General features: G+C 59.0%; 19 protein-coding genes. 2 read left to right on the top strand and 17 right to left on the bottom strand.

Annotation, left to right across the window (positions count from 1 at the left end; genetic code table 11):
* Positions 1-74: 74 nt before the first annotated feature.
* The 17 genes from fliQ to A6U87_RS01735 form a co-directional block, all read right to left on the bottom strand.
* Complete coding sequence (gene fliQ, locus A6U87_RS01815; protein WP_065689524.1) at positions 75-341, bottom strand: flagellar biosynthesis protein FliQ; 267 nt, start codon at positions 339-341, stop codon at positions 75-77.
* A 73-nt stretch (positions 342-414) separates the two neighbouring features.
* Positions 415-846: a flagellar hook assembly protein FlgD gene (gene flgD / locus A6U87_RS01810; RefSeq protein WP_065689523.1), complete on the bottom strand. Its 432-nt coding sequence runs from the start codon at positions 844-846 to the stop codon at positions 415-417.
* Complete coding sequence (gene flbT / locus A6U87_RS01805; protein ID WP_065689522.1) at positions 837-1,286, bottom strand: flagellar biosynthesis repressor FlbT; 450 nt, start codon at positions 1,284-1,286, stop codon at positions 837-839. The genes flgD and flbT overlap by 10 nt, the downstream gene beginning before the upstream one ends.
* Positions 1,283-1,630: a flagellar biosynthesis regulator FlaF gene (gene flaF, locus A6U87_RS01800; RefSeq protein ID WP_065689521.1), complete on the bottom strand. Its 348-nt coding sequence runs from the start codon at positions 1,628-1,630 to the stop codon at positions 1,283-1,285. The genes flbT and flaF overlap by 4 nt, the downstream gene beginning before the upstream one ends.
* Positions 1,631-1,665: 35 nt before the next feature.
* Positions 1,666-2,712 carry a flagellar hook-associated family protein gene (locus tag A6U87_RS01795; protein ID WP_065689520.1) on the bottom strand — a complete coding sequence of 349 codons (1,047 nt, stop codon included), beginning with the start codon at positions 2,710-2,712 and terminating at the stop codon, positions 1,666-1,668.
* A 3-nt stretch (positions 2,713-2,715) separates the two neighbouring features.
* Positions 2,716-4,176 (bottom strand): flagellar hook-associated protein FlgK, encoded by a 1,461-nt coding sequence (gene flgK, locus A6U87_RS01790; protein WP_065689519.1) that lies wholly within the window; start codon positions 4,174-4,176, stop codon positions 2,716-2,718.
* Between the two features lie 19 nt (positions 4,177-4,195).
* The gene (locus A6U87_RS01785) at positions 4,196-5,497 is read right to left on the bottom strand and encodes a flagellar hook protein FlgE (RefSeq protein WP_065689518.1); all 1,302 of its coding nucleotides are present in this window, start codon (positions 5,495-5,497) and stop codon (positions 4,196-4,198) included.
* A 128-nt stretch (positions 5,498-5,625) separates the two neighbouring features.
* The gene (locus A6U87_RS01780; protein WP_065689517.1) at positions 5,626-6,297 is read right to left on the bottom strand and encodes a transcriptional activator Rem; all 672 of its coding nucleotides are present in this window, start codon (positions 6,295-6,297) and stop codon (positions 5,626-5,628) included.
* 282 nt (positions 6,298-6,579) lie between these two features.
* Entirely contained in the window at positions 6,580-7,158 is a 579-nt protein-coding gene (locus A6U87_RS01775) for a transglycosylase SLT domain-containing protein (RefSeq protein WP_198928650.1), read from the bottom strand.
* Positions 7,085-8,491: a flagellar hook-length control protein FliK gene (locus A6U87_RS01770; RefSeq protein WP_065689515.1), complete on the bottom strand. Its 1,407-nt coding sequence runs from the start codon at positions 8,489-8,491 to the stop codon at positions 7,085-7,087. The genes A6U87_RS01775 and A6U87_RS01770 overlap by 74 nt, the downstream gene beginning before the upstream one ends.
* A complete protein-coding gene (gene motC / locus A6U87_RS01765) occupies positions 8,491-9,801 on the bottom strand; it encodes a chemotaxis protein MotC (protein ID WP_065689514.1) in 1,311 nt (436 codons plus the stop codon). Before motC ends, A6U87_RS01770 begins: the two co-directional genes overlap by 1 nt.
* Positions 9,802-9,804: 3 nt before the next feature.
* A complete protein-coding gene (locus tag A6U87_RS01760; RefSeq protein ID WP_065689513.1) occupies positions 9,805-11,073 on the bottom strand; it encodes a MotB family protein in 1,269 nt (422 codons plus the stop codon).
* Positions 11,070-11,705, bottom strand: a complete 636-nt coding sequence (locus A6U87_RS01755; RefSeq protein WP_065690211.1) for a hypothetical protein — start codon at positions 11,703-11,705, stop codon at positions 11,070-11,072. Before A6U87_RS01755 ends, A6U87_RS01760 begins: the two co-directional genes overlap by 4 nt.
* A gap of 172 nt (positions 11,706-11,877) precedes the next feature.
* Positions 11,878-12,834 (bottom strand): flagellin, encoded by a 957-nt coding sequence (locus A6U87_RS01750; RefSeq protein ID WP_065689512.1) that lies wholly within the window; start codon positions 12,832-12,834, stop codon positions 11,878-11,880.
* Positions 12,835-13,111: 277 nt separating this feature from the next.
* The gene (locus A6U87_RS01745; protein WP_065689511.1) at positions 13,112-14,020 is read right to left on the bottom strand and encodes a flagellin; all 909 of its coding nucleotides are present in this window, start codon (positions 14,018-14,020) and stop codon (positions 13,112-13,114) included.
* 257 nt (positions 14,021-14,277) lie between these two features.
* On the bottom strand, positions 14,278-15,168 hold the full coding sequence (locus A6U87_RS01740) for a flagellin (RefSeq protein WP_065689510.1): 891 nt from the start codon (positions 15,166-15,168) through the stop codon (positions 14,278-14,280).
* 282 nt (positions 15,169-15,450) lie between these two features.
* On the bottom strand, positions 15,451-16,341 hold the full coding sequence (locus A6U87_RS01735) for a flagellin (protein WP_065689509.1): 891 nt from the start codon (positions 16,339-16,341) through the stop codon (positions 15,451-15,453).
* 357 nt (positions 16,342-16,698) lie between these two features.
* Here A6U87_RS01735 and A6U87_RS01730 point away from each other — a divergent pair, with 357 nt between their 5' ends.
* The gene (locus A6U87_RS01730; RefSeq protein WP_065689508.1) at positions 16,699-18,648 is read left to right on the top strand and encodes a glycosyl transferase; all 1,950 of its coding nucleotides are present in this window, start codon (positions 16,699-16,701) and stop codon (positions 18,646-18,648) included.
* Positions 18,649-18,755: 107 nt separating this feature from the next.
* A complete protein-coding gene (locus A6U87_RS01725) occupies positions 18,756-20,513 on the top strand; it encodes a hypothetical protein (protein WP_065689507.1) in 1,758 nt (585 codons plus the stop codon).
* The last annotated feature ends 502 nt before the right edge of the window (positions 20,514-21,015 follow it).

The following is a 21,015-nucleotide window of genomic DNA, read 5'->3' as shown; positions in this document are numbered from 1 at the left end:
TTCATGAGAGGTGCGGGCATGATGCCCACCAATTCGGATCGAGAGTTAAATGGCGAAGCTTGCGCGAAGGTGGCTCAGAAGCCGGATTGAATGCGCGAAAACACCAGGTTCGTGAAGATCGAAATCTGCGATCCGACGAACGGTGCGGAGATGCCGATGGTGACCAGCACGGCAACGATCTTGGGAACGAAGGTGAGCGTCGCTTCCTGCACCTGCGTCAGCGCCTGGATCAGCGCGATGACAAGGCCCACGATCATTGCCGCGGCAACGGCGGGGCCGGCAGAAACAAGTACCGTCCAGATCGCCGCCTGGAACAGATCGAGTGCATCAGCTTCATTCATACTCAGGCAACCTCATATCGCCTTTCGGTCCGTCCCCATGCGGGCCGGACCGTTGTGTTCAGTCGTTTGCAGCTCAGCTCGACGTGGACGTGTCTGCCGGTGCGGAATCAGACAGAGTGATTCCCGCCTGCACGAGGATATTACCCCCATCCGTCGTCGTAGCAACGATGCCGTCGGAATAAACCTTGACCGAAGCGATCGTGCCTTTGACTGTGCCGTCGGCGCTGGTCATGTATTTCCCGATGTAGCTGCTGCCCTGCGTCAGGCTTGAGCTTGCCAGCAGGCTGTCCAGCTTGGTGTTCGTCTGGATCGTCTGCTCCACCTGGGAGAAGCTTGCCAGCTGCGACATCTGCTCGCTGGCATCGACCGGATCCGTCGGATCCTGGTTCTTCATCTGGGCGATGAGCAGCTGCAGGAAGTTGTCGTAGTTGAGCGTTGCAGACTTTGCGGCGGTCGATGTCGTGGAGGTCGTCGATGTGGCCGAGCCTGTTGCGTCTACCGCCATGGTGCGATCTCCTTGCGAATCTGCTCGACCATGGTCGTCGGCATTTCGTGGTTGTTCAGGATGTTATCCTCGATGGCATAGAGCCCGCGGATCGCCTTGAGGGCATCAAAGGCGCGGCCGGTCGAGACGAGACCGTCGATGCGCTTCAGCTCGGCAAGAACTTCCTCGTTCCTGAAGCAGGTCAAGAGCATCGTCACCGACTTGCGGAACATCGCCGTCGACTGTTCCTTGCCCTCAGGATTGATGAGGATCATCTGCGCGATGAAGTAGAGCTGGCGCAGAGGCGTGGTGGCGTCCTCAGGCTGGAGAACATGGTTTTCAAGAAGGAACGTTACATCATTCAGGAATTCCAGCGCGACCTTGCGGTCAACGCGCAGAACAGCACCATTGATGAAGATCTTTTCCCCGGCCTTAAGAGAGATTCGAAGTGTACTTTTCATTTAAGTCCATCCCTGATGATGGTGGTAACGTCAATAATGCCTTGGTAATTCGTCGATAGCCGCCGCCTGATCCGATCGCACTCTTTCAAAATCCAGATGGCGATGGAGATGAGATTGGCACGCAGCTGTACTTCAAGCTGGTTGTCGGGATGCTTGAGGTCCTCGATAAAGCTCACCCAAATTCGGCGGGTGTAGAACAATGCATCGATCGCCTCCCGACTATATTTCCCTCTGTCCCGCGCAACGGACAGTAGCTCGATCGACCGGTCGAGAACCTGACGTTCCCGCTCCTTCGCATCGGCCACCGAGTCCTGCATGACCTCGGCGTAAGAGAACTGATACATTCATGCATCCTTCTTTGTACTAAGCCCTTTGATCATCAAAGGTAATTCACGAGGCTCAACTGCTGGATTTTCGATACGATCGTGTAGGCGGTCTCCAGCTGCGTCTGGAGCGTGTTGACGAGTGTCGATGCTTCGGAGGTATCCACGCCCTGAAGATCGACGAGCTTGTTCTGGATGATGTTCGACTGTGCATCGAGGGCATCGTTTGCCTTCTCGACGCGCTCCTGCGACAGACCGAGCTGGCTGGCCTGCGTGACGATGCCGCTCGTCGCCTGCGCAGCGTAACCGATCGCCTTCGAGGTGACCGAGCTGAGTGCGTCCGCACCGAGGTTCATGCTGAACAAGGCCGATGTCATCACGGACGCCATCGCGAAGTAGCGCATGCCCTCGGAGTTGGCGTTGGTCGATGACGTAATGACCTCGGAGCTGCTGATGCGGCTCGTCATGTCCTGGCTCGAAGCGCTCGACCAGCCGTTCGTCGGATCGGTCCAGTTGGCCTCGGAGAACATCGGCTCGACGGTATTGGTGATGAAGTCGTCCATCTCCGTGCCGGTCAGCTGGTCAACGGTCTTTCCAAGTCCGGTGGCATAGCTGGTCAGCGCCGTCGTGATATCGCTGGATGCGGCCGCCGACTTGTTCGTCAGCGGCTGGACATCCGTGTTGACGCCGGCAAACAGGTATTCGCCGTTGACCATCGTATTGGCGGTATCCATCAACGAAGACAATGCATCGTTCGCCGACTGGATCGCAACGGTAATGCTGGTTGCGTCCTGACTGCCCTGCAGCGCCGTCAGCTTGGAGACCAGCGCGTCACCGGCGTCCTTCATGCTCGTGAGGCCGAGCTGGGAGGATTCCAGGCGCATGTTAACGACCGAGTTGCTGCTTTTCAGCGCGGCAATACGGCTGATTTCGCTTGTAAAGTTGACGCTCTTTGCGGCGCCGGAGCCCAGCGAGACACCAATGTCGGCATAAACGCCAGTCGTTGCCTCCAGGGAGGACGTGACCAGCTGCTGCTGCGACTGACGGATCGTCAACCGCATGGCATTCTGAATTGCCGAACTAGAAATGAATGAGCTCTTCATGGCTTAACTCGCTATATCCAGCAACGACTTCAACATCTCGTCGATGGCGTTCAGTATCTTCGTGGCAGCTTTGTAGGACTGCTCGATGTCGAGCAGCAGCGTCAGTTCTTCGTCGAGGTTGACGCCCGTTTCGTTGGAATAAGCTTCGTTCGAGCGGGACAGCGCGGCGGAGGTGTTTTCCGAAGCGGTCGTCGCGTCGCTGCGATACTGCTCAAGCCAGCCGATCGAGTTCGTCGCGTAGGTCATGAGGTTGACGTTCGACGAAATGCCCGCGTCGGACGAGAAGCTCTGAGCGGTTCCGAGTGCGGAGTAGAGCGCATCGAGGTTCGAAGAGAAGCCGCTGCTGCCGTCCGTATTCAGATTGGTCAGGCCGCTGATCGATCCATCGCGGAGCTTCATCGGGTCGCCGCCCTGGCTCGTGATGACGCTCGTGTTCACCGAAATGGTGGCCGAGATGCCGTCGATCACGTTGCCGGTCGTCGGTGTTCCGCCGACTGCGCCCGTCGACGTCGTCCAGACGAAGAGGCCAGGCGCGGTCGTCGTGCCATCCGTCTCGGAGAACATCGAAACGAGGGTCTTCGCAATTTCGTCGAGCTGCGACTGGAAGGTCGGCGCAATTTCGTCGCGGATCTGGAGTTCAGCCTGGATGCTGCCCTGCGCTGTGGTGCTTGAGCCGTCGCCGGCCTTCAGCGCCACGCCGTCGATGTAGACGGCGTTGCCGGACATCCCCGCCACATACGTATTGGTGGACTGGAACGTGACGCTGCGCGCCGTCGTTTCGAAAAGGGTCGTTCCGTCCGTTGTGTAGAGCGCCATGTCGTTGTTGTCGCGGGTGACCGCGTTAACGCCGATGATGGAGGAAATCTGCTTCAGGACCTTGTCGCGCTCGTCGAGCGCAGCGGAAGTATCCGTACCCGTCGCTGTCGCCTGCTTGACCGCGTCGTTGGCCGTCTGGAACTGCGCCAGCAAGCTGTTCAGCGAAGCAACATCGGTCGCGATCTGGCTGTCAGCGTCGGCGCGGATCTTCTGAACGGAGGCCGAAGCGTTGTTCAGCGAATTGGCGACGTCGGTGGCAGCGGTGACCGCGGCCTGCGCGGCGGTCGTGCTGCTCGGAGACGCGCTGAAAGTCTGCAGCGCGTCCCGAAATGCCGAAAGGTAGGTTGCAGGGGACGTTTCGTAGTCGTTGCCGCCCATCAGCGACTTCAGGTCTTCGAGACCGCTCAGCAAGGTCTGCTGCGCGGTGTCCTGAGAGTTGCTCTTCAGATACTGCTTCAGCAGCGCATCTTCCTGGGCCCGGTCGATCTTGACGACCTGCGCGCCGTTCAGCGATGTCGTGACCGACGCCTGACGGCGCACATAGTCCGAGTTCCCGGAGTTCGAGATATTCGTCGATACGACACTGCTCTGAATGCCGGTATTGTTGAATATGCTCTGTACGCTGTTGAGTGCGGATGAAAGCGACATGGACTACGGTATTCCCTTGTTATCTCTTCAGATTCACGAGGACATCCATGATGTCAGAACCAGTCTGGAACACCTTGGAATTAGCCGTGTAGCTGCGCTGTGATTCAATCATCTCGGTCAGTTCGCCAGCGAGGTCGACGTTCGAGCTCTCAAGCGCACCCGACTGGATGTAGCCAAGGCCGTTGCTCTGCGGGAAGCCGGTAACGGTCACGCCGGACGCGCCGTTGGCGCTGTAGACGTTGCCGCTGAGCAGGGTCAGGTTGTCCGGGCTGGCGACGTTTGCGAGCGGGATCTGATAGAGCGACTTCGTGGTGCCGTTCGAATAGGAAACCGTGACGGTGCCGTCCTTGCCGATGCTGACGGAGTTGACCGTGCTTGCCGCCTGGCCGTCCGATGCGCCTGTTGCGGCGAAATCGGATGCCAGCTGCGTAAAGCCGGAGTAGTCCATCGTGATCGTCTGTGCCGTGACCGGATCGACGATGTCGGTACCCGTCGAGCTGGTGAGCTGACCGCTGGCGTCGAAGTTCAGCGTGGCAACGCTGACTGCGCCTGGCGGATCGGCGTATGGGAACGAGGTCGTGCCGCCGGTCGTCGCATCATCCTTGCGGTAAACCGCGACTTCCCAGGTGCTGCCCGTGACGGCGCCGCTGGCGTCGGTGGTGACACCGGTCTTGGTGTAGTAGTAGTCGTACTGAACCGTATTGCCGACCTTGTCGTATGCCACGAGCGACATCTTCTTGGTGTCGCTGGTCAAGGTCGTCGCGTCGTTGGCGCTCGGCAGCGTGGTCGGATCCGAGACGACCGTCGCGTTCGAGTTCAGGTTACCGGTGAAGTAAGCCGAGGTGGACGCAACAGCGGTCAAACCGGACTGCGCGACATTGATCGGAACGAGGCCATCGAAGCCGTTGACGACAACAGCGGGAGTACCCGCGCTGTAGGAGTAACCCATCAGCGTGAAGCCGGCGCTGTTGACCAGGTTGCCGCTCGAGTCGACGGAGAAGTCACCTGCGCGGGTCAGAACCGGAACGCCGTCGCCGCCCTGGACGATGAAGAAGCCGTCGCCGGAGATCGCCAGATTGTAGTTCGACGTCGTGTAGGAGATGTCGCCCTGCTCGGAAACAGCCTGGCGAACCGAGGTCTGAACGCCACCAGAATTGTAGTTACCGGACGTGGAAGGCAGGACCAGCGAGGAGAAAGCAGTCGAGACTGCCTTGTAGCCGGTCGTGTTCACGTTCGCGATGTTGTCCGCGACGGTGCTGAGCCGGTTCGCCTGAGCGCTCATACCGGACACGGCCGTCTTCATGCTGCCAAAAATGCTCATCTGAAAACCTCGATTCCCTTAGTAGGCTTGAGAGTATTTGGTGGGCCTTGCGTGAAGCTGTATGGAGTTGGCGCATCTGCCGAAAGCAATTCCAGGCAAGCCGAGCCCATCAGGCCCATCTGAAAAAACTATTCCCAATCAATGCAATAGCCGAGGAACCGCTTCGAATCCACCGGATCGACGCCAAGCTTCTTGCGCAGCTTCTTGCGCAGCTTGGAGATGTGGCTTTCAACGACGTTTTCTTCGACTTCTTCGTCGAAGATCCCGTAGATCGCGTTGAAGATCTGCGTCTTCGTGACGCGACGACCACGGTTTGCAATCAAGTATTCCAGGATGCGACGCTCACGACGGGGAAGCGCGAAGACCTCTCCGTTGATTTCTGGATCGCGGCCGTCGGAGAAGACGCGGATCGCGCCGATGTCCGTGTGGCTGGAAATTGCCTTGAGGCGGCGCCGGATAGCGGCTGCACGCGCCAGAATTTCGCGCGGATGCACCGGCTTGCGGACGACATCGTCGACGCCACAATCAAAAAGTGCAAGGGTGTTTTCCAGGGAGGGCTGGTCGCTGACCGCAATCACTGGAGCCTGCGTGCGATCACGGATCGCGCGCGGCAGCTCGTATGCCTGCTGCCCCTGTCCAATCAGGAACGCTTCGACAGCTGCGATATCCGCATCCGCCGCAGTCTGAACCCATTCCCCGAATTCGCCAGGATCGAACCCCGTTGAAGGGATGCCTTCCCGACCAAATAATGAAGTGTAACCATCCTTCACGAGCTCACGCTCATCAACCACTACGATCATTCGTCCGCCTCCGAATCACTTGTGGCACATCGATGATCTATGGGTACGAATCGCACGATTCTGGGACAAGCTGTAGGAACTTACAGGCAGAAATTAATAATTGATTAAGAATTGGGTCCCGATTTGACCTACATCTAGTGGGTCCTCGGAATTATGCACACAATTATTTCGTGGAAAAGTTAACGAAATATAAATCGTGACTTGCCTTGCCACATTGAGACAGATTCCTGCCACAATATGACACATTTCTGTTTTGTTCTATTTTTGCTCTTTTTGATTGAGTCAGCCGCGGCAAAAATTGCTCGCATTGGGAGTCCACTTGCCGTACCCGGTCGCGACCAGATTCGCAATGACTCTGCAAACATATTGCTTCTGTGCCGGGTCGTTGTTCGGACCGGCATGATATCGGGCGACGGCCATCGTCCACGTTTCGTGGCGGTCGTGCAGATTGCGCAGGAATTTCGCGGCGTATTCCACGTTCCGGCGCGGGTCAAACATCTCCTCCGGCGAGCGGAAATTCTCACCGTGGTAGTACTGGTTGATCTGCATGCAGCCGATATCGATGAGCTTCGCGCCGGCATGACGGGCGACATCGAACTGCCGCAAGGCATCCCGCTCGGACGGCGGGAAGACCGGCTTGCCCTCGATGTTCAGCGCGTAGGGGTAGAGCGATCCCTTCCGCCCCGTCTCCGTCAATCCGACGGAATAGAGGATGCCTTCGGGGATTCCGTATTTCAGCGCGGCCGACTGGATCTCCTGTTCACACGCGCCGTCAGCGGCCTGCGCGCTAGAGGTAAACGTCGCCTGTGCTGCTGCTACCAGCGTTCCCAGAAGAAGCGCTCTCAACACCGGTTTCAACATTGAAGCCTCCAGCGTTTCGCTGTCCCGATTGGTTCTGACGTTCGCGCGCCTCGCCGCCCTGGTTCTGGGCGAAGGCCTGCTGCTGCGACTGCCCCTGCGTGTTCGTCTGGCTGCTCGTGTCCGACGTGGCGACCGGAGCCATGCTGATCGTGATGTTGTCGACCGTATAGCCCTGGCTTCGCAGAGACTCGAGGATCTTGCTGTGGTCTTCCTTGAGCTGCCTGTAGGCCGCCCCTGTCTCCACCTTGAGATCGACGTTGAGCGCATCGCCCTGGAGACGCATCGTGGCGGTCACCAGGCCGAGGTCGATCGGGTTCATCTGGATCTTGAGCGTGTTGACCACCTTGCCGGTGCTCGTCCACTCGGCAGCGTTCGACAGCGCCGAACTTGCCTGCATCGCATGCGCCCACTCAGAGTCCCCTGAAATGGCGGCGGTGACGGCTGCGGAGTTGGTGTTCTGCGCGAGGCCGATATAGCGACGGGAATCGAGAATGGTCACCGACTCGACGTCTGCCTTTCCGCTCGCCGTCGTGTCCTTGTCGTTGCCCAGGTGAACGTCCATCGAGACGCTGCGGCCATCGGCACGGGTCAGCCTGAATGTTTGGCCGTTGCTGCTGTCGGTCGCCTCGGTGGCCGGCATCTCGACGTCCGTTTCGGCCGTGCTCCGCGCTGTCAGAGCGCTCGCTACGTCGGACACCGCATCGTTCGTCGATTTGACGTTGCCGGAGGACTTGTCCTTGGGATCTGGATCCGCGTTACCCACCTGTTTCTGCGCTGCCAGGGCTGCCGCCGCGGCGGCAGCCGAAGAGGTGTCGACAGGCGCCTGCTTGAGAAGGCTCAGCACATCGGAGGCGGCCGTGCCGTCACTGGCGACGTCCGCTGTCGTCTCCGTCTTGTCTGTCTTCGCCGGCTTCTGGTTCTTGGTGGCATGAGCCGCCAGTTCATCGTCAACCTTGTCGGCGTCGGCATCCGACGTCTTGCCGCTGATCTTCTTGCGGACGTTCTTGAGGTCGACATCAGCCGTTTTCTGGATGACCTCGTCAGTGGCGCTTACGTCTGCTTCAACCTGGGCTACCAGGGAGGCATCGCTGACATCCACGATCGGTTTCGCGGTCGTCTTGTGGGGGGCGGTCGGCGCAGCGGTGCTTGCGCTCGTTGCCGCGCCATCCGACTGATCGCCAGCACCCTGGCGGTTAGAGCCGTTGGCCTTGTTCAGGACGTCGGCAAATCCCCCATTGCCGCTTGCATCGCCCTTACCTGCTTGACGACCGGACTTTGCAACTGCGACAGCATCCGTAGCAGGCGCGCCCGCTGAAACGTTAATATCCATCATCAATAGCTTTCTTTGTTCAACAGGCCATCGATCTCATCCAACTTCGATCGGCTCGACGTGACAAACGAACTAAATGAAGGGTCAGCATCCTGTTGCCCCCCCGCATCGGCTACCGGTACTTGCGCCTCGGCTCCGACAGCAGGCTCGGGCGTGGTATTGGGTACCATCCCCTCCTCCGCCGCATTATTTGCGGCAGCCTGCTCAGAAGTAATTTCTTGGTCACTAGATTTAGGGGTCGAGGCTTGCGTCAGGCTTGCAGAGTCCGGTTCGCGAAGAACCTGGTCCGCCACAGCCTTGGCGGCAGCCCGTAAGGCCTTATCGCGTGGCGACAGGTCAGCGTCCGGAATCGTGCTGATGCTCTTGGCCGCGCTGTCGATCTTGTCCGTCGGAATTCCAGCCATTCCGCCATAGAAGTCGGCCAGGGCGCCGAAGGCATTACCGGAATCGCCGGAAAGCGATTGCGCCTTGCCCGCGGCCATCTGGGCGAGCTTGCCCTTGCCGGCAATTGCAGCCGCGCGTGCGATCCTGAGATAGATTTCCCGCTGCCGGGGTTCGTCCATGAACGACAGGATGTCGACGACGTCATCCGGCTTGACCTCGTGGTCATGCTCGACCAGCAGTTTCACGAAAAGATCCGCGAACTGGCTGGCATAAGGCGAGTGCAGGAAGCGCCGGACATAGCGCTGGGAATATTCCAGGCCCTTGTCGAGCATGCCCGCATCCACGCAGATGGCCACGGAGCGGCGCAACGCCGCCTCTTCTACAATGGTTCCCGGCGCGTTGAGGCGAGCCTGATCGTAGAGTTTCAGCGCTTCGGCAGGGCTCTTGGCGATGGTCACGTTGCCGCCGACCAGCGCAAGATAAGGACCGATCTTCTTGTCCTTGTATTCATTGGCGGTATCGACCAGCGTCTTGGCAACCAGCAAGCCCTTGCCGCTCAGGTACTTACGCAGCACGTCAGTCACGCGGTTGTCGAAATAGCCGTTCACGTCGCGCGAGACGAGATATTCGAGCGTCTGCGGATTGCCGCCGCTCATTGCGTAAATCAAGGCAGCATCAACGTTGCGATCATCATCGAAAACCGATGGATCGACCGACCGCAGGCGCTTGTCGATTGTGCCCAGCATGAAGCGCTGCATCTCGGCGGCCGAATGATCGCCGAGCACGACGGAATCCTGCACGAACTGCAGCGACCGCAGCATCTTGTAGGGAACGAGGTCTTCCTGCTCCTCGGCGCGGACTGCGCCAGGCGCAGCCACCGCGAGGCCGATCAGCAAAAGAAGAAGATCACGACGCTGCCGACGAGCCATCAATTACCCCTGATCCGCCTGGACGAGGATTTCGATACGCCGGTTGGACGCATTGAAGGGATCGGCGCTGTCCTTGAGCTTGCGATCGGCAAAGCCTGAAACCTGCGAGATACGCTTCTCGTCGAGGCCGCCGTGCACGACCATGTAATAGGCTGCTTGGGCGCGATCCATGGACAGGCGCCAGTTCCCGTTCTCGCCCTTGTACTGGCGTCCATCGGTATGGCCGCGAATGACGACCGTACCCGGCCGTCCCTTCAGGATCTCGCCGATCTTCTCCATGGCCAGAACCATTTCCTTGCGCGGAACGGCCGAGCCGACGTTGAACATGGAATCGTCGTTCTGGTCCGAAATGCTGACCAGCAACCCGCCCTCCGCAGGCGTTACCGTGAGGCCTTCGGCGAGTTTGCCGGCAACACCGCTGATCTGCTGGGCGATTTCCTTCTGCAGGTCCTGGGCCTGCTTCTCTTCCATCACCTTCTTGATTTCCGGCGTGGGCTGGCTCTCGATGCCGTCCTTGTCGCTTGCCTTGTCGGCAGTCGCCTTTGCAGCGGCTTCACCGGACTTGGCGTCCTGGTTTTCCGCCTTGGTCAACTCATCCGGCTTCTGCAGCTCCGCCTTGGCGAATTCGGTGTTGTCGACAGGCGTGTCGGCTGCTGTGTCGCTTGCCGCCGGCTGCTGCTTGTTTGCGCTGGATACCTGAACCTGCTTCGTCCAGAAGTCGGGATCGAAGGGATCGCGATACGCCTCGCCACCATCGGCGCCGGTGGCCGGTCCGGAATCGGCGGCACCGCCCTCGCCCTTGGCGCTGACGTTGGCCTGCTGGCCGACTTCCTGGGCAATCTCGGCCAGAACCGAATACGGGTTCTCGAAGAAATCCGCTTCCGAATAGTTCGTCTGGTCGCCCGAGGTGGAGGTCTGATCTTCCCCGGTCGCCGCGGCGGCGCCCTTGTTGGGCTGATCTTCCTTTTCCTTCGACTTGTCCTGCTTTTCTTCGCCGTCGGCCTGATCGACCGGCTTCTTCAGGCCCTTCTGCGTCGGCTTCTCGTCAGCGAGCTTGATCGGGTTGAAATAGGTCGCGACGGACGCCTTGGTCTCCTCGTTGGCGGCGTTGACCAGCCACATGACGAGGAAGAAGGCCATCATTGCCGTCATGAAGTCGGCGTACGCAATCTTCCAGGCACCCCCGTGAGCGCCATCGTGATCGCCACCACCATGTCGCTTGACGATGATGATTTCGTTCTTGCCGTGGTGATGGTTCTCGCTGTCACTCATTCCAGAACTTTCTTCAGGCTCGCCGTCCAGGCAGACATGCGGGTCACAAGCACCGCGTCGCCGAATTCAACCGTCAAATCGATATCGGCCGTTTCTTGATGACGCAGAAGGCCTGCCTTCTCGCCAAGCTGGTTCTTCAGAACATCGAACAGGTGGGTCGGTCCCCGCACTGTGATCGTTCCGGCATCACCCTCCTGCAGCGCCTGCCGCAGTGTTGCCGCGAGTTCAACGGCGGCCCTTTGCGACAGAACGTCCGTCATCACGGGCGCGAGCGCCTTTGCCACCGTCGCGCTGACGAGATCGGCCATCTCGGCGGAAATCGCCTCGATGCGGGCGGCGATATGCGCCGCAAGCTCGGTTTCGTAGCGCTCCCGAAGCTCCTCGATCTCACGCTGGTGCACCAGCGCAACCGTCTGCGCTTCGGACTCGTATTTCTCCGTCAGCGCGGCGGTCGCCTCGGCATAGCCTTGCGCATGTGCATCATGGCGCTCCGCCTCAACATCGACCACCGGCGCGGCGGGCATCTCGGGAAAGTCGCCGAAGTCGTCCGAAAAATCGTTCGCTTCGACAACCGGCGCCACCACGACGGGCTCGCCAAAGTCTTTCAGATAACGAGAAAGCTGCGCACTCACCGAAACCACCTCGTATCTGCAGACATCTGCAACATGCCCTGCCTCAATTTGCACCAGCCAACTCTTCCGGCGCCGCTTCACACGACGCCCTCATGGTTCGACCCTAGGAAGTCAAACTTGTGCGAAAATGAAGCACACCGGCGGAAAGGTGCGCGGCAAGCGCATCATGCAATCACTGCAGCAGAATCAGAACTTTGCTGGCCGCCGTGTTCAGAATGGAAATCGCCTGCACACCCATCTGCTGCTGCGTCTCCAAGGCCTTCTGACGGGTCGATGCCTCGTCCATATCCGTATCGACCAGAGAGCCGACGCCCTTGTCGATCAAGTCAGAGAGGTTCGCGGTATAATCAATGCGATCGCTGATCCGGGCGCTCATCGTGCCGAGACCGGCAGCCGTCGTCGTCAGCGTGGAGAGCATCGTATCGACAGCCGACAGCATGTCAGCGATTTCTTCCGGCGTCGTCGTGCTGTCCAGCTTGATCTCGGTGCCCGTCGAAGTCGCGGAACCGGCGCCAAGCAGATAGTAGCTGCGCCCCGTGGAGGTGCCGTCGGCGTTCAGCACGTCAGTCGCCTTTGTCAGCAGGCCACGGCTCGGGTCGACGGTATCGACCATCACTGTCTGCGTGGCCGGATAGCTGATCATCTGCGCCTGATATTCGCCGTTCGCGCCGCGCGTAAACCCGCCGATCACCGATCGCGAGGTCGGCAGGGTGGGATCCTGATTATACAGCCAGTTTTCGCCGGCGATGCTGGTTGTCTGCACGGTCGTCTGGATCTGCGTCTTCATCTCGGTCAGCGAGGTGTTGAGCTTGTCCTTGTCCACGCCGCTTTCCTGCGCGGTCACCAGCGTCGCCCTTATATCGCCGAGCTGGTCGATCAGGCTGTCCATTGCCGTATAGGCCGTATCAACCTTGGATGCGCCGACGCCGAGCGCGTCGTGAATATTCGTCAACGAGCTGCTATCCGAACGGAGCACGCTCGCAAAGGACCAATAGGTCGCGTTGTCGGCTGCCGTTTCCACGCGATAGCCCGATGAGACCTGCTGCTGCGCGGTCGCGGCATCCTTGTTGATGATACGCAATGCAGCAAGGGCGTTTACCTGGGCGGCGCTCGTGATTTTATAGGTCATGTTCGGGCTCTGAGGTAGGGAACGGGACAGACCGGACTACCGGTAGCGACCGACTTGGCGTCATGCCCCGGCTCTTGGCCGGTTGTCGCTGAAACAAATCAATTGTTAAGGGAAGGTAACCAAGGCCTGCTGGTTGTGCAAGGGTCGCAAAACTGTCGCGCAAGCCTCGCGCAACCTTAAATCTCGTTTCAAAAACAAAGAGAAAGCCGTATCGGCGGATACGGCTCTCTCACGGTCGGGGCAGCGCCGGAAGCGCCTGCGCGTGGTTTTGCCGGCCTTAGCCCTTGAACAGGGTAAGGACGTTCTGAGCGCTGGAGTTCGCGATCGAGAGCGACTGGATGGCCAGCTGCTGCTGGGTCTGCAGAGCGGTGAGCTTGGACGATTCTTCTTCCATGTCCGCGTCGACGAGGCGGCCCACGCCGGAGTCGATCGAGTCGCTCAAGCTGGAGACGAAGCTCTCCTGAAGGTCGATGCGGGTCGAGATCGAGCCGAGCTGGGAAGCCGCCTTGGTGAGCGCGCTGAGGCCACCTTCCACAGCGGTCAATGCATCGTTGATATCAGCCGGAGTGAAGGAGGTGATATCCATCTCGAAGATAGAACCGATCGTTCCGGTCGACGTTCCGATGATGCCGGTGGACGTGTCGATGCCGCCGGTGGAGTCCACGCCGAAGAGCACGTTGCCGTCCGAGGCGTCGTCCAGCACGTACTGCGTCGTCTGCACGGAGACCTGGCCGTTGGAGTCACGAACGAACGAGGAGACGACGCTCTTGGTGGTGTTGCCGGCGACCCAGTTTTCGCCGGAGAACGACGCGGACTGCGCAACGCTCAACAGCTGCTGCTGGAGCTGCGAGATTTCGTCCTGGATCTTGGTCTTGTCGACGCCGTTCTCGGTCGCGGCGACAAGCTTCGCCTTGATCTCGGAGACGATGTCGATGGCGCTGTCCATCGCCGAATAGGCTGTGTCGACCTTGGCCGCACCCAGGCCGAGCGCGTCGGAGACGGCCGAAAGGGCCTTGTTGTCAGAGCGCATTGTGGTCGCGATCGACCAGTAGGCAGCATTGTCCTTGGCCTCTGCGACGCGGTAGCCGGACGAAACCCGGTTCTGCGTATCCTCTAGGCTGCCGCTGATGCTGCGCAGGGTCTGGAGTGCGGACATTGCCGCCACGTTGGTCAAAATGCTTGTCATGAAAAAGTCGCCCCTTGTTGGCAAATTTATAAAAGGGACATTCCGGACCGCCACCGGCAACGGACATCAGCGTCATGCCTGCTAACCGCTTCTTAAGCTTGGTTAACATACCGTTTCGTTGACGGCAGAAAACATGAGTTTGGTTAACGATGCGTTAACGGCCAAAATAAAAAAGCCGCCCTCGGTCGAGAGCGGCTTTCTTTTTGACCGCCGGCGAACCGGCGGATGTCTTTGCTGAACGCCTGGGGCGCCTGCTATTAGCGGAACAGCGTGAGGATGTTCTGCGAAGAAGAGTTAGCGATCGAGAGCGACTGGACTGCCAGCTGCTGCTGTGTCTGCAGAGCGCTCAACTTGGAGGATTCTTCTTCCATGTCGGCGTCGACGAGGCGACCAACGCCCGAATCGATTGCGTCGCTGAGCGAAGAAACGAAGTTGGTCTGCAGGTCGATGCGGGTCGAGATCGAACCGAGCTTCGAGCCCAGAGCCGTCATGCTGGTCAGAGCGGTTTCAACGTCCGTCAGGAGGTTGTCGATGTCGCCCTTGGTGCTGCTTGCGCCGATCGTGAAGCCAACGATCGAGTTGGTCGAAGCAGCGCCCGAAGCACCGAGGATACCGTCAGTGCCGGTGTCGTCGAGCAGCAGGTCGCTTGCCGTGGAAACGTACTGCGTCGTGTTGACCGCGATACCACCAGAGGAGTCACGAACGAACGAGGAGACAACGCTCATCGTGGTGCCGATCGTGTTCTGGACCCAGTTCTGGCCGTTGAACGAAGCCGAGCTTGCAATGCTCTTCAGCTGGTCCTGCAGCTGAGTGATTTCGTCCTGGACCTTGTCCTTGTCAACGCCTTCTTCGGTAGCGGCTACGAGCTTGGACTTGATTTCGCTGACGACGTCGATAGCGCTCTGAACAGCGGTGTAAGCGGTGTCAACCTTGGCAGCGCCCATGCCGAGAGCGTCGGAAACAGCAGACAGAGCGCCGTTGTCGGACTTCATCGTGGTCGCGATCGACCAGTAGGCAGCATTGTCCTTGGCCTTTTCAACGCGCAGACCAGACGAAACGTGGTTCTGCGTCGTGGACAGGCTGCTGTTGACGTTCCGCAGCGTCTGGAGAGCTGCCATTGCGGAATTGTTGGTAAGAATGCTCGTCATGTAAAGTGCCCCTTGTTCGGCAATATGTAGACAGGGACATCCGGATCTTGACCGGGAACGGCGCTCAGCTTCATGCCTGTTGACCGCCTTCGTTTGTTGCGGGTCAACTCACCGTTTCGATGAGGACATATGACCGCAACATGGTTAAGAATTACTAAATTGGATAAGAAAATTTGTAAAAAAATCCGTGGGTTAGCGGCGAAAACATTAACTGCTTGTTAAAACATTTGCGGCCGGGGGATACCCGGCCGCAAAAAGCTTTGTTTTGAACTAGCGCCTGTCTTAGCGGAACAGCGAGAGGATGTTCTGCGAAGAAGAGTTAGCGATCGAGAGCGACTGGATCGCCAGCTGCTGCTGCGTCTGCAGGGCGCTGAGCTTGGAGGATTCTTCTTCCATGTCGGCGTCGACGAGGCGGCCAACGCCGGTGTCGATTGCGTCGCTGAGCGAAGAAACGAAGTTCGACTGCAGGTCGATGCGGGTCGAGATCGAGCCGAGCTTCGAGCCCAGAGCCGTCATGCTGCTCAACGCAGATTCGACGTCCGTCAGCAGGTTGTCGATGTCACCCTTGGTGGTGCTGCTGCCGATGGAGAAGCCGACGATCGACTGGGTCGAGGCAGCACCCGAGGCACCGAGGATACCGTCAGTGCCGGTGTCGTCGAGCAGCAGGTCGCTTGCCGTGGAAACGTACTGCGTCGTGTTGACCGCGATACCACCAGAGGAGTCACGAACGAACGAGGAGACAACGCTCATCGTGGTGCCGATCGTGTTCTGGACCCAGTTCTGGCCGTTGAACGAAGCCGAGCTTGCAATGCTCTTCAGCTGGTCCTGCAGCTGAGTGATTTCGTCCTGAACCTTGTCCTTGTCGACGCCTTCTTCGGTAGCGGCTACGAGCTTGGACTTGATCTGGTTGACGACGTCGATCGAGCTGTCGACGGCGGTGTAAGCGGTGTCAACCTTGGCAGCGCCCATGCCGAGAGCGTCGGAAACAGCAGACAGAGCGCCGTTGTCGGACTTCATCGTGGTTGCGATCGACCAGTACGCAGCGTTGTCGGAAGCCTTTTCAACGCGCAGACCAGACGAAACGTGGTTCTGCGTCTTGGACAGGTTGCTGTTGACATTCCGCAGCGTCTGGAGAGCTGCCATTGCGGAGTTGTTGGTGTTAATGCTTGTCATGGTTGTCCCCAAAACTAGATACAAAAGGAGGACATTACCGGACTTGAATACCGGTGATGACGGAACAGCCTCATGCCCCTCGGTCCGTTTTTCCTTGGAACCAAACCCGTCATGTGAGGGTGAATGTCGCAGGCAATGCTTGCGAACTACTTAACGCCGCGGCGAAATATCGAGCGGAAACAGTGCGATGGTTAACAGCAGCTTGCACCCTTGCGAACCACCTGTTTCATGCAAGGTTCGTCGGGCAATGTGGCATGAGCGAAGCTGCGTTCAGCGCTGAACGGTCTCCAAAAGGGCTCGGGCAAACGACGAAAGCCAGCGCGCAGCATTGCCACGGTTTTCTCCACGGAGTTCGTCTTGAACAGCAAAGTCTCATTCGCCACCGCATCGAAAGATTACCAAGGCGGTCGTTTTCTGCAGTCCCTGGAAACGCTGAATGTACTCCTCAGCGAACAGAAGGACGCCAAGACCTATGCCCTGATCGCGAAGAATCTTCTGCAGCTGGGGATGAAGGAAGACGCGGCCAAGGCATTTGCGCTGGCGGGCAATCTCGAAGGCAAGGCCGGTATCGAGCATGTGCGCCGTGCGGCGATGCTGCATTTCGAGTGCGGGAACGAAGACGAAGCGTTGCTTCTCGCGCTGCGGCTGATGACCAAGACCCCTCAAGACCGCGACATCGCATTCATCCTGACGTCGATCTATCTGAAGCGCGGGCGCATGGACCTGCTCAGCCCCTTCAGAAAGGTACTCGCCGAGAGCGACAATCCGGAGCATGTGAAGCTTTCACTCTTCCTCCTGAGCAACGACCCGCACGACCGAAGCAACGACGAGCTCATTCGCGCCCTCTTCAGTCGCTTCCCGCAGATCGTCGCACTGCGCCTGCTCTATCTCATCATCAGCCGTGAAACCTGCGATTTCGAAGCGACCGACAAGTACCAGCCGATGATCGATACGCTCGTTGCGCAAGGCAATCTCGCGTTCTTCCGGCACGAGAGCGCCTTCTACAATCTGCAATGGTGCGAGGACGAAGCGCTCAACAAGCTTGCGGTCGCGGGCAAGCCGCCGATCACCGAAGAGCAGACCAAAGCGCGCCACGCTCGCGCCCACAACTGGTCCAAGAAATTGCGCGTCGGCTACCTGTCCTCCGACTACTGGGACGGCCACGCGACGATGAAGCTTCTGCAGCGCGTGCTGGAACAGCATGACCGCGAGCGGTTCGAGATTACACTCTATTGCCACACACCGGCCGACCAGCTGGCTCGCAACACCGCCGACCGCTCCCGCTGGGGCAGGGTCGTGGAAGTCGGCGGAATGTCGAACAGCGAAATTGGTGCGCTGATGCGGCGCGACGGCATCGACATCTTCGTCGATCTCAAAGGCCCCACCTCCGACAGCCGCTATGAGGTGCTCAACCATGACGCGGCACCCATCCAGGTTTCCTGGCTCGGTTACCCCGGCAGTACTGTCTGCATGGACGTCGACTATGTCATCGGTGACCGCTACGTGCTGCCCGAGATCGCAAAGCAGCACTACCACGAAAAATTCGTGCGCCTGCCAGACACCTACCAGCCGAACGATCCCGTTCACAGACCAGCTCCGAGCCCTGTCACGCGGACCCAGCTGGGATTGCCGGAAGACAAGTTTGTCTTTGCCTCCTTCAACGCCAACCGCAAGGTCACGTCGACCGTCGTCGACGCCTGGTGCAACATTCTGAAGCGTGCACCTGACAGCGTCTTGTGGCTGATGGTCACGTCGGAGAAGAGCAAGGCCCATCTCTCGCTGCGTTTCCGTCAACGCGGCATTGCAGCCGCTCGCGTCATTTTCTGCGAGCGTGCCAAATACGCCGACCACATCAGCCGTCTGGCAGCTGCCGATCTTGCGCTCGACACCTGGCCCTATAACGGCCACACCACATCGTCCGAAGAGCTTTGGGCGGCGCTGCCGGTCCTGACCAAGAAGGGCACCAACTTTGCCTCGCGCGTCAGCGAGAGCCTGTTGAATGCGGTGGGCCTCCCCGAACTCGTGGCGGCGGATACCGCCGGCTACGAGGATATGGCGGTCGCACTTGCCAACGATCGTGAAACCGTTCGGGGTTACCGGACCCGGCTCGAAGCGAACCGCTTCATGTATCCGCTGTTCGACGCGGACCGCTTCACGGCGCATCTCGAAGACGCCTACGAAATGATGGCGGAACGGGCCAAAGCCGGTCTCGCGCCCGACCATATCGACGTGCCGGCGCGCGCACCCCGCACCGAGCTGATGTCGGTAGAGGATACCCCAAGAGAACGGTTCGACGTCCTTCGCTAAGGCACGTCGTCGCGCCGGTGCCGTCAATCCGCGGACCGGCGCAGCTTCGGAATAGCCTGACCACAAGTTTCACTGCCTATGCGGCAGCTCACCATGGGATACCTTGAATGCTTTCCGTTGCCACACTGAAGACGACGCCGATCACTGTTGAATGGCTTACGTCCAGAACCTTCACGTTCCGCGCCGAACCGACAGGGGTAACGATAAGCGAGAAGTTCACCTTTCATCGGAACGGCTTTATCGTCGGCTGTTCGCACCCGAACGAATCCTTCTGGGACACCGATGGTCAGCATGTCAGAATTCTCGATCAGAACGGCATGGCGACATGCGAACTGGAGCTGAAGCCGCTCGGCAATGATCAGATCCAGCTGGCCGGCTTCTTTCGCAGCCCGCGCGCCGACTACGAGCTGACCGAGATAACACACATATTGGAAGAGAACGGATCGGATTATCACGCACAGATCCAGAGCTTCGATCTGTTCGATACGCTGGTGGCAAGGCGCCATCCGGATCCGCTCGAGGTTTTCCGCGCCGTTGAAGCGCGATCGGGCGTTGCAGGCTTTGCCGCGCGGCGCCACACGGTCGAAATGGGCATCTTCGGTCGTCGAACCTACGGCCTGCAAGACATCTATGATCTGCTCGTCGAAGAAGCATTCCTGACGGCCAGACAGGCCAAGGTCCTGCAGACCATGGAGCTGGAGGAGGAGTGGAACACGCTGTTCCCGATTGGCGAGATCGTCGCGCGCGTAAATCCCGATGACATCATCATATCGGACATGTACTTGCCGCGCCCATTTGTCGAGCGCGTGCTGAGAGAGAAATGCGGTCTCGACAACAAGCTGTATCTCAGCAACTACGGCAAGCATCAGCGCCTGATCTGGCCCAGCATCATCGAGACATATAAGCTTCGTACGCACTTCGGCGACAATCTGCACGCGGACGTGGTCGGCGCATCGACCTTTGGCATACAGCCGACGTTCGTCAGCATTTCCAAGTGGGACAGGACAGAGGAAATCCTGCATGCGACCGGCTTGTCCGCCTACGCGCATGCTATTCGGGAAACGAGACTCAAGACCTTCCATCGTAACCCGAAGATCCTCAACGCGCTCAAGGCGCAGGTCTCGATCAATATTCCGCTGATGATTCTGGGGGCCTTCTGGGTCAAGCTGTGTGCGGATCACTTTAGTGCGGACAAGATCCTGACAGCGTCCCGGGACTGCAATCTCTGGGACCGCCTTCTGTCATCGAAGCATTTCGCGCGATGCGGAATGCCCACGACCGAATATATCCAGATTTCACGCGCGCTTTGCTACGAAGCGTCGGAAGAATACGAAGCTTACTTTAGAACGAGACTTGGCGGCCGCAACTTGCTTGTCGATGTTGTCGGAACCGGCAAGTCGCTGGCCCATTTCGTCGAGAACCTGAACCTGCAAGACAGGGTCCGGCCCTGCATCCTGGTCGCGGACCCATATGCAGTGCCGGAGGGCGCGGTTATCGAAGCACTGCTCCAGAAGAATTTTCCGCACTACCGGATCTTTCTCGAGGGCTTGAACGCCTCGCTCGACGGATCGGCGGTAACCGCCATCCCCGAAAGCAACGGCACGCGAATCCTCACACAGCCCAACGAGTTCGACGCTTTCATGCGCTCCATCATCGTCGAGCTGCGGTCGACTTTCGAGCAGTTCCTGCCGCGCCTTGACAGCTTCGCTCCACCGAAGGAATTGCCGTCGTTGGCTGCCTTGCAGGCTGCCGCCGACGAGATCATCGAGATGATCCCGGCGCAGGGAATGAAATTGGCAACATTGTATTATCAGCAGGGCAACAACCTTGCGCGAGGCAATGTAAACAATGTCGTCGTTGCTTAACTGCGGCCCGGTTTTCGTCCCCTTGCAACTGCGGATGATACCTCGCCAGCGGTGCGCATAAGTACAGGAAGTAGAACAGCAGCTAGAAACAATGCACGTTAAGCTTTGCAGTAACAAAACAGTCGGACGACGCGACAAGGACAGCAACGCTAAATTGTTTCAAGACGGGAACTCAATGCTGCCTGTTAATTCAAAATTAAAAACTAGCGCATAGATATCTTCGTGGACGCTGGGCTTATCGAAGGACACCGCCCGCTGATCCCGCTTTACGGATCATGCGAGGCGCCGCTGTAACTCAATGCGCTTATGTCCAATGGCGTAGGAATCAGGGTCGTTACACTGCCCTGGGCGCATGATGCCCTTCCGATTCGCTGGCTCGTGCGAGCCATGTTCCTTGTAGCATTTTCCGACATGATTCCCGAATTGTCGACGCCTTGGGGGGCTCCGACAAGCGGGGGCAGCTTGCCCGTGGCGCAGGTAGCGTCTCCGGTCCCGAAGAGGG

Origin of the sequence: Rhizobium sp. AC44/96, assembly GCF_001692185.1 — a bacterium.
In the GTDB taxonomy this organism is placed as follows: domain Bacteria; phylum Pseudomonadota; class Alphaproteobacteria; order Rhizobiales; family Rhizobiaceae; genus Rhizobium.
This window is presented reverse-complemented; position numbering and strand designations above follow the sequence as displayed.

Coding starts and splice junctions, on each gene's coding strand:
- fliQ (WP_065689524.1), bottom strand. CDS start 341: ATGAATGAAGCTGATGCACTCGATCTGTTCCAGGCGGCGATCTGGACG.
- flgD (WP_065689523.1), bottom strand. CDS start 846: ATGGCGGTAGACGCAACAGGCTCGGCCACATCGACGACCTCCACGACA.
- flbT (WP_065689522.1), bottom strand. CDS start 1,286: ATGAAAAGTACACTTCGAATCTCTCTTAAGGCCGGGGAAAAGATCTTC.
- flaF (WP_065689521.1), bottom strand. CDS start 1,630: ATGTATCAGTTCTCTTACGCCGAGGTCATGCAGGACTCGGTGGCCGAT.
- A6U87_RS01795 (WP_065689520.1), bottom strand. CDS start 2,712: ATGAAGAGCTCATTCATTTCTAGTTCGGCAATTCAGAATGCCATGCGG.
- flgK (WP_065689519.1), bottom strand. CDS start 4,176: ATGTCGCTTTCATCCGCACTCAACAGCGTACAGAGCATATTCAACAAT.
- A6U87_RS01785 (WP_065689518.1), bottom strand. CDS start 5,497: ATGAGCATTTTTGGCAGCATGAAGACGGCCGTGTCCGGTATGAGCGCT.
- A6U87_RS01780 (WP_065689517.1), bottom strand. CDS start 6,297: ATGATCGTAGTGGTTGATGAGCGTGAGCTCGTGAAGGATGGTTACACT.
- A6U87_RS01775 (WP_198928650.1), bottom strand. CDS start 7,158: ATGTTGAAACCGGTGTTGAGAGCGCTTCTTCTGGGAACGCTGGTAGCA.
- A6U87_RS01770 (WP_065689515.1), bottom strand. CDS start 8,491: ATGATGGATATTAACGTTTCAGCGGGCGCGCCTGCTACGGATGCTGTC.
- motC (WP_065689514.1), bottom strand. CDS start 9,801: ATGGCTCGTCGGCAGCGTCGTGATCTTCTTCTTTTGCTGATCGGCCTC.
- A6U87_RS01760 (WP_065689513.1), bottom strand. CDS start 11,073: ATGAGTGACAGCGAGAACCATCACCACGGCAAGAACGAAATCATCATC.
- A6U87_RS01750 (WP_065689512.1), bottom strand. CDS start 12,834: ATGACCTATAAAATCACGAGCGCCGCCCAGGTAAACGCCCTTGCTGCA.
- A6U87_RS01745 (WP_065689511.1), bottom strand. CDS start 14,020: ATGACAAGCATTTTGACCAACGTGGCGGCAATGTCCGCACTCCAGACC.
- A6U87_RS01740 (WP_065689510.1), bottom strand. CDS start 15,168: ATGACGAGCATTCTTACCAACAATTCCGCAATGGCAGCTCTCCAGACG.
- A6U87_RS01735 (WP_065689509.1), bottom strand. CDS start 16,341: ATGACAAGCATTAACACCAACAACTCCGCAATGGCAGCTCTCCAGACG.
- A6U87_RS01725 (WP_065689507.1), top strand. CDS start 18,756: ATGCTTTCCGTTGCCACACTGAAGACGACGCCGATCACTGTTGAATGG.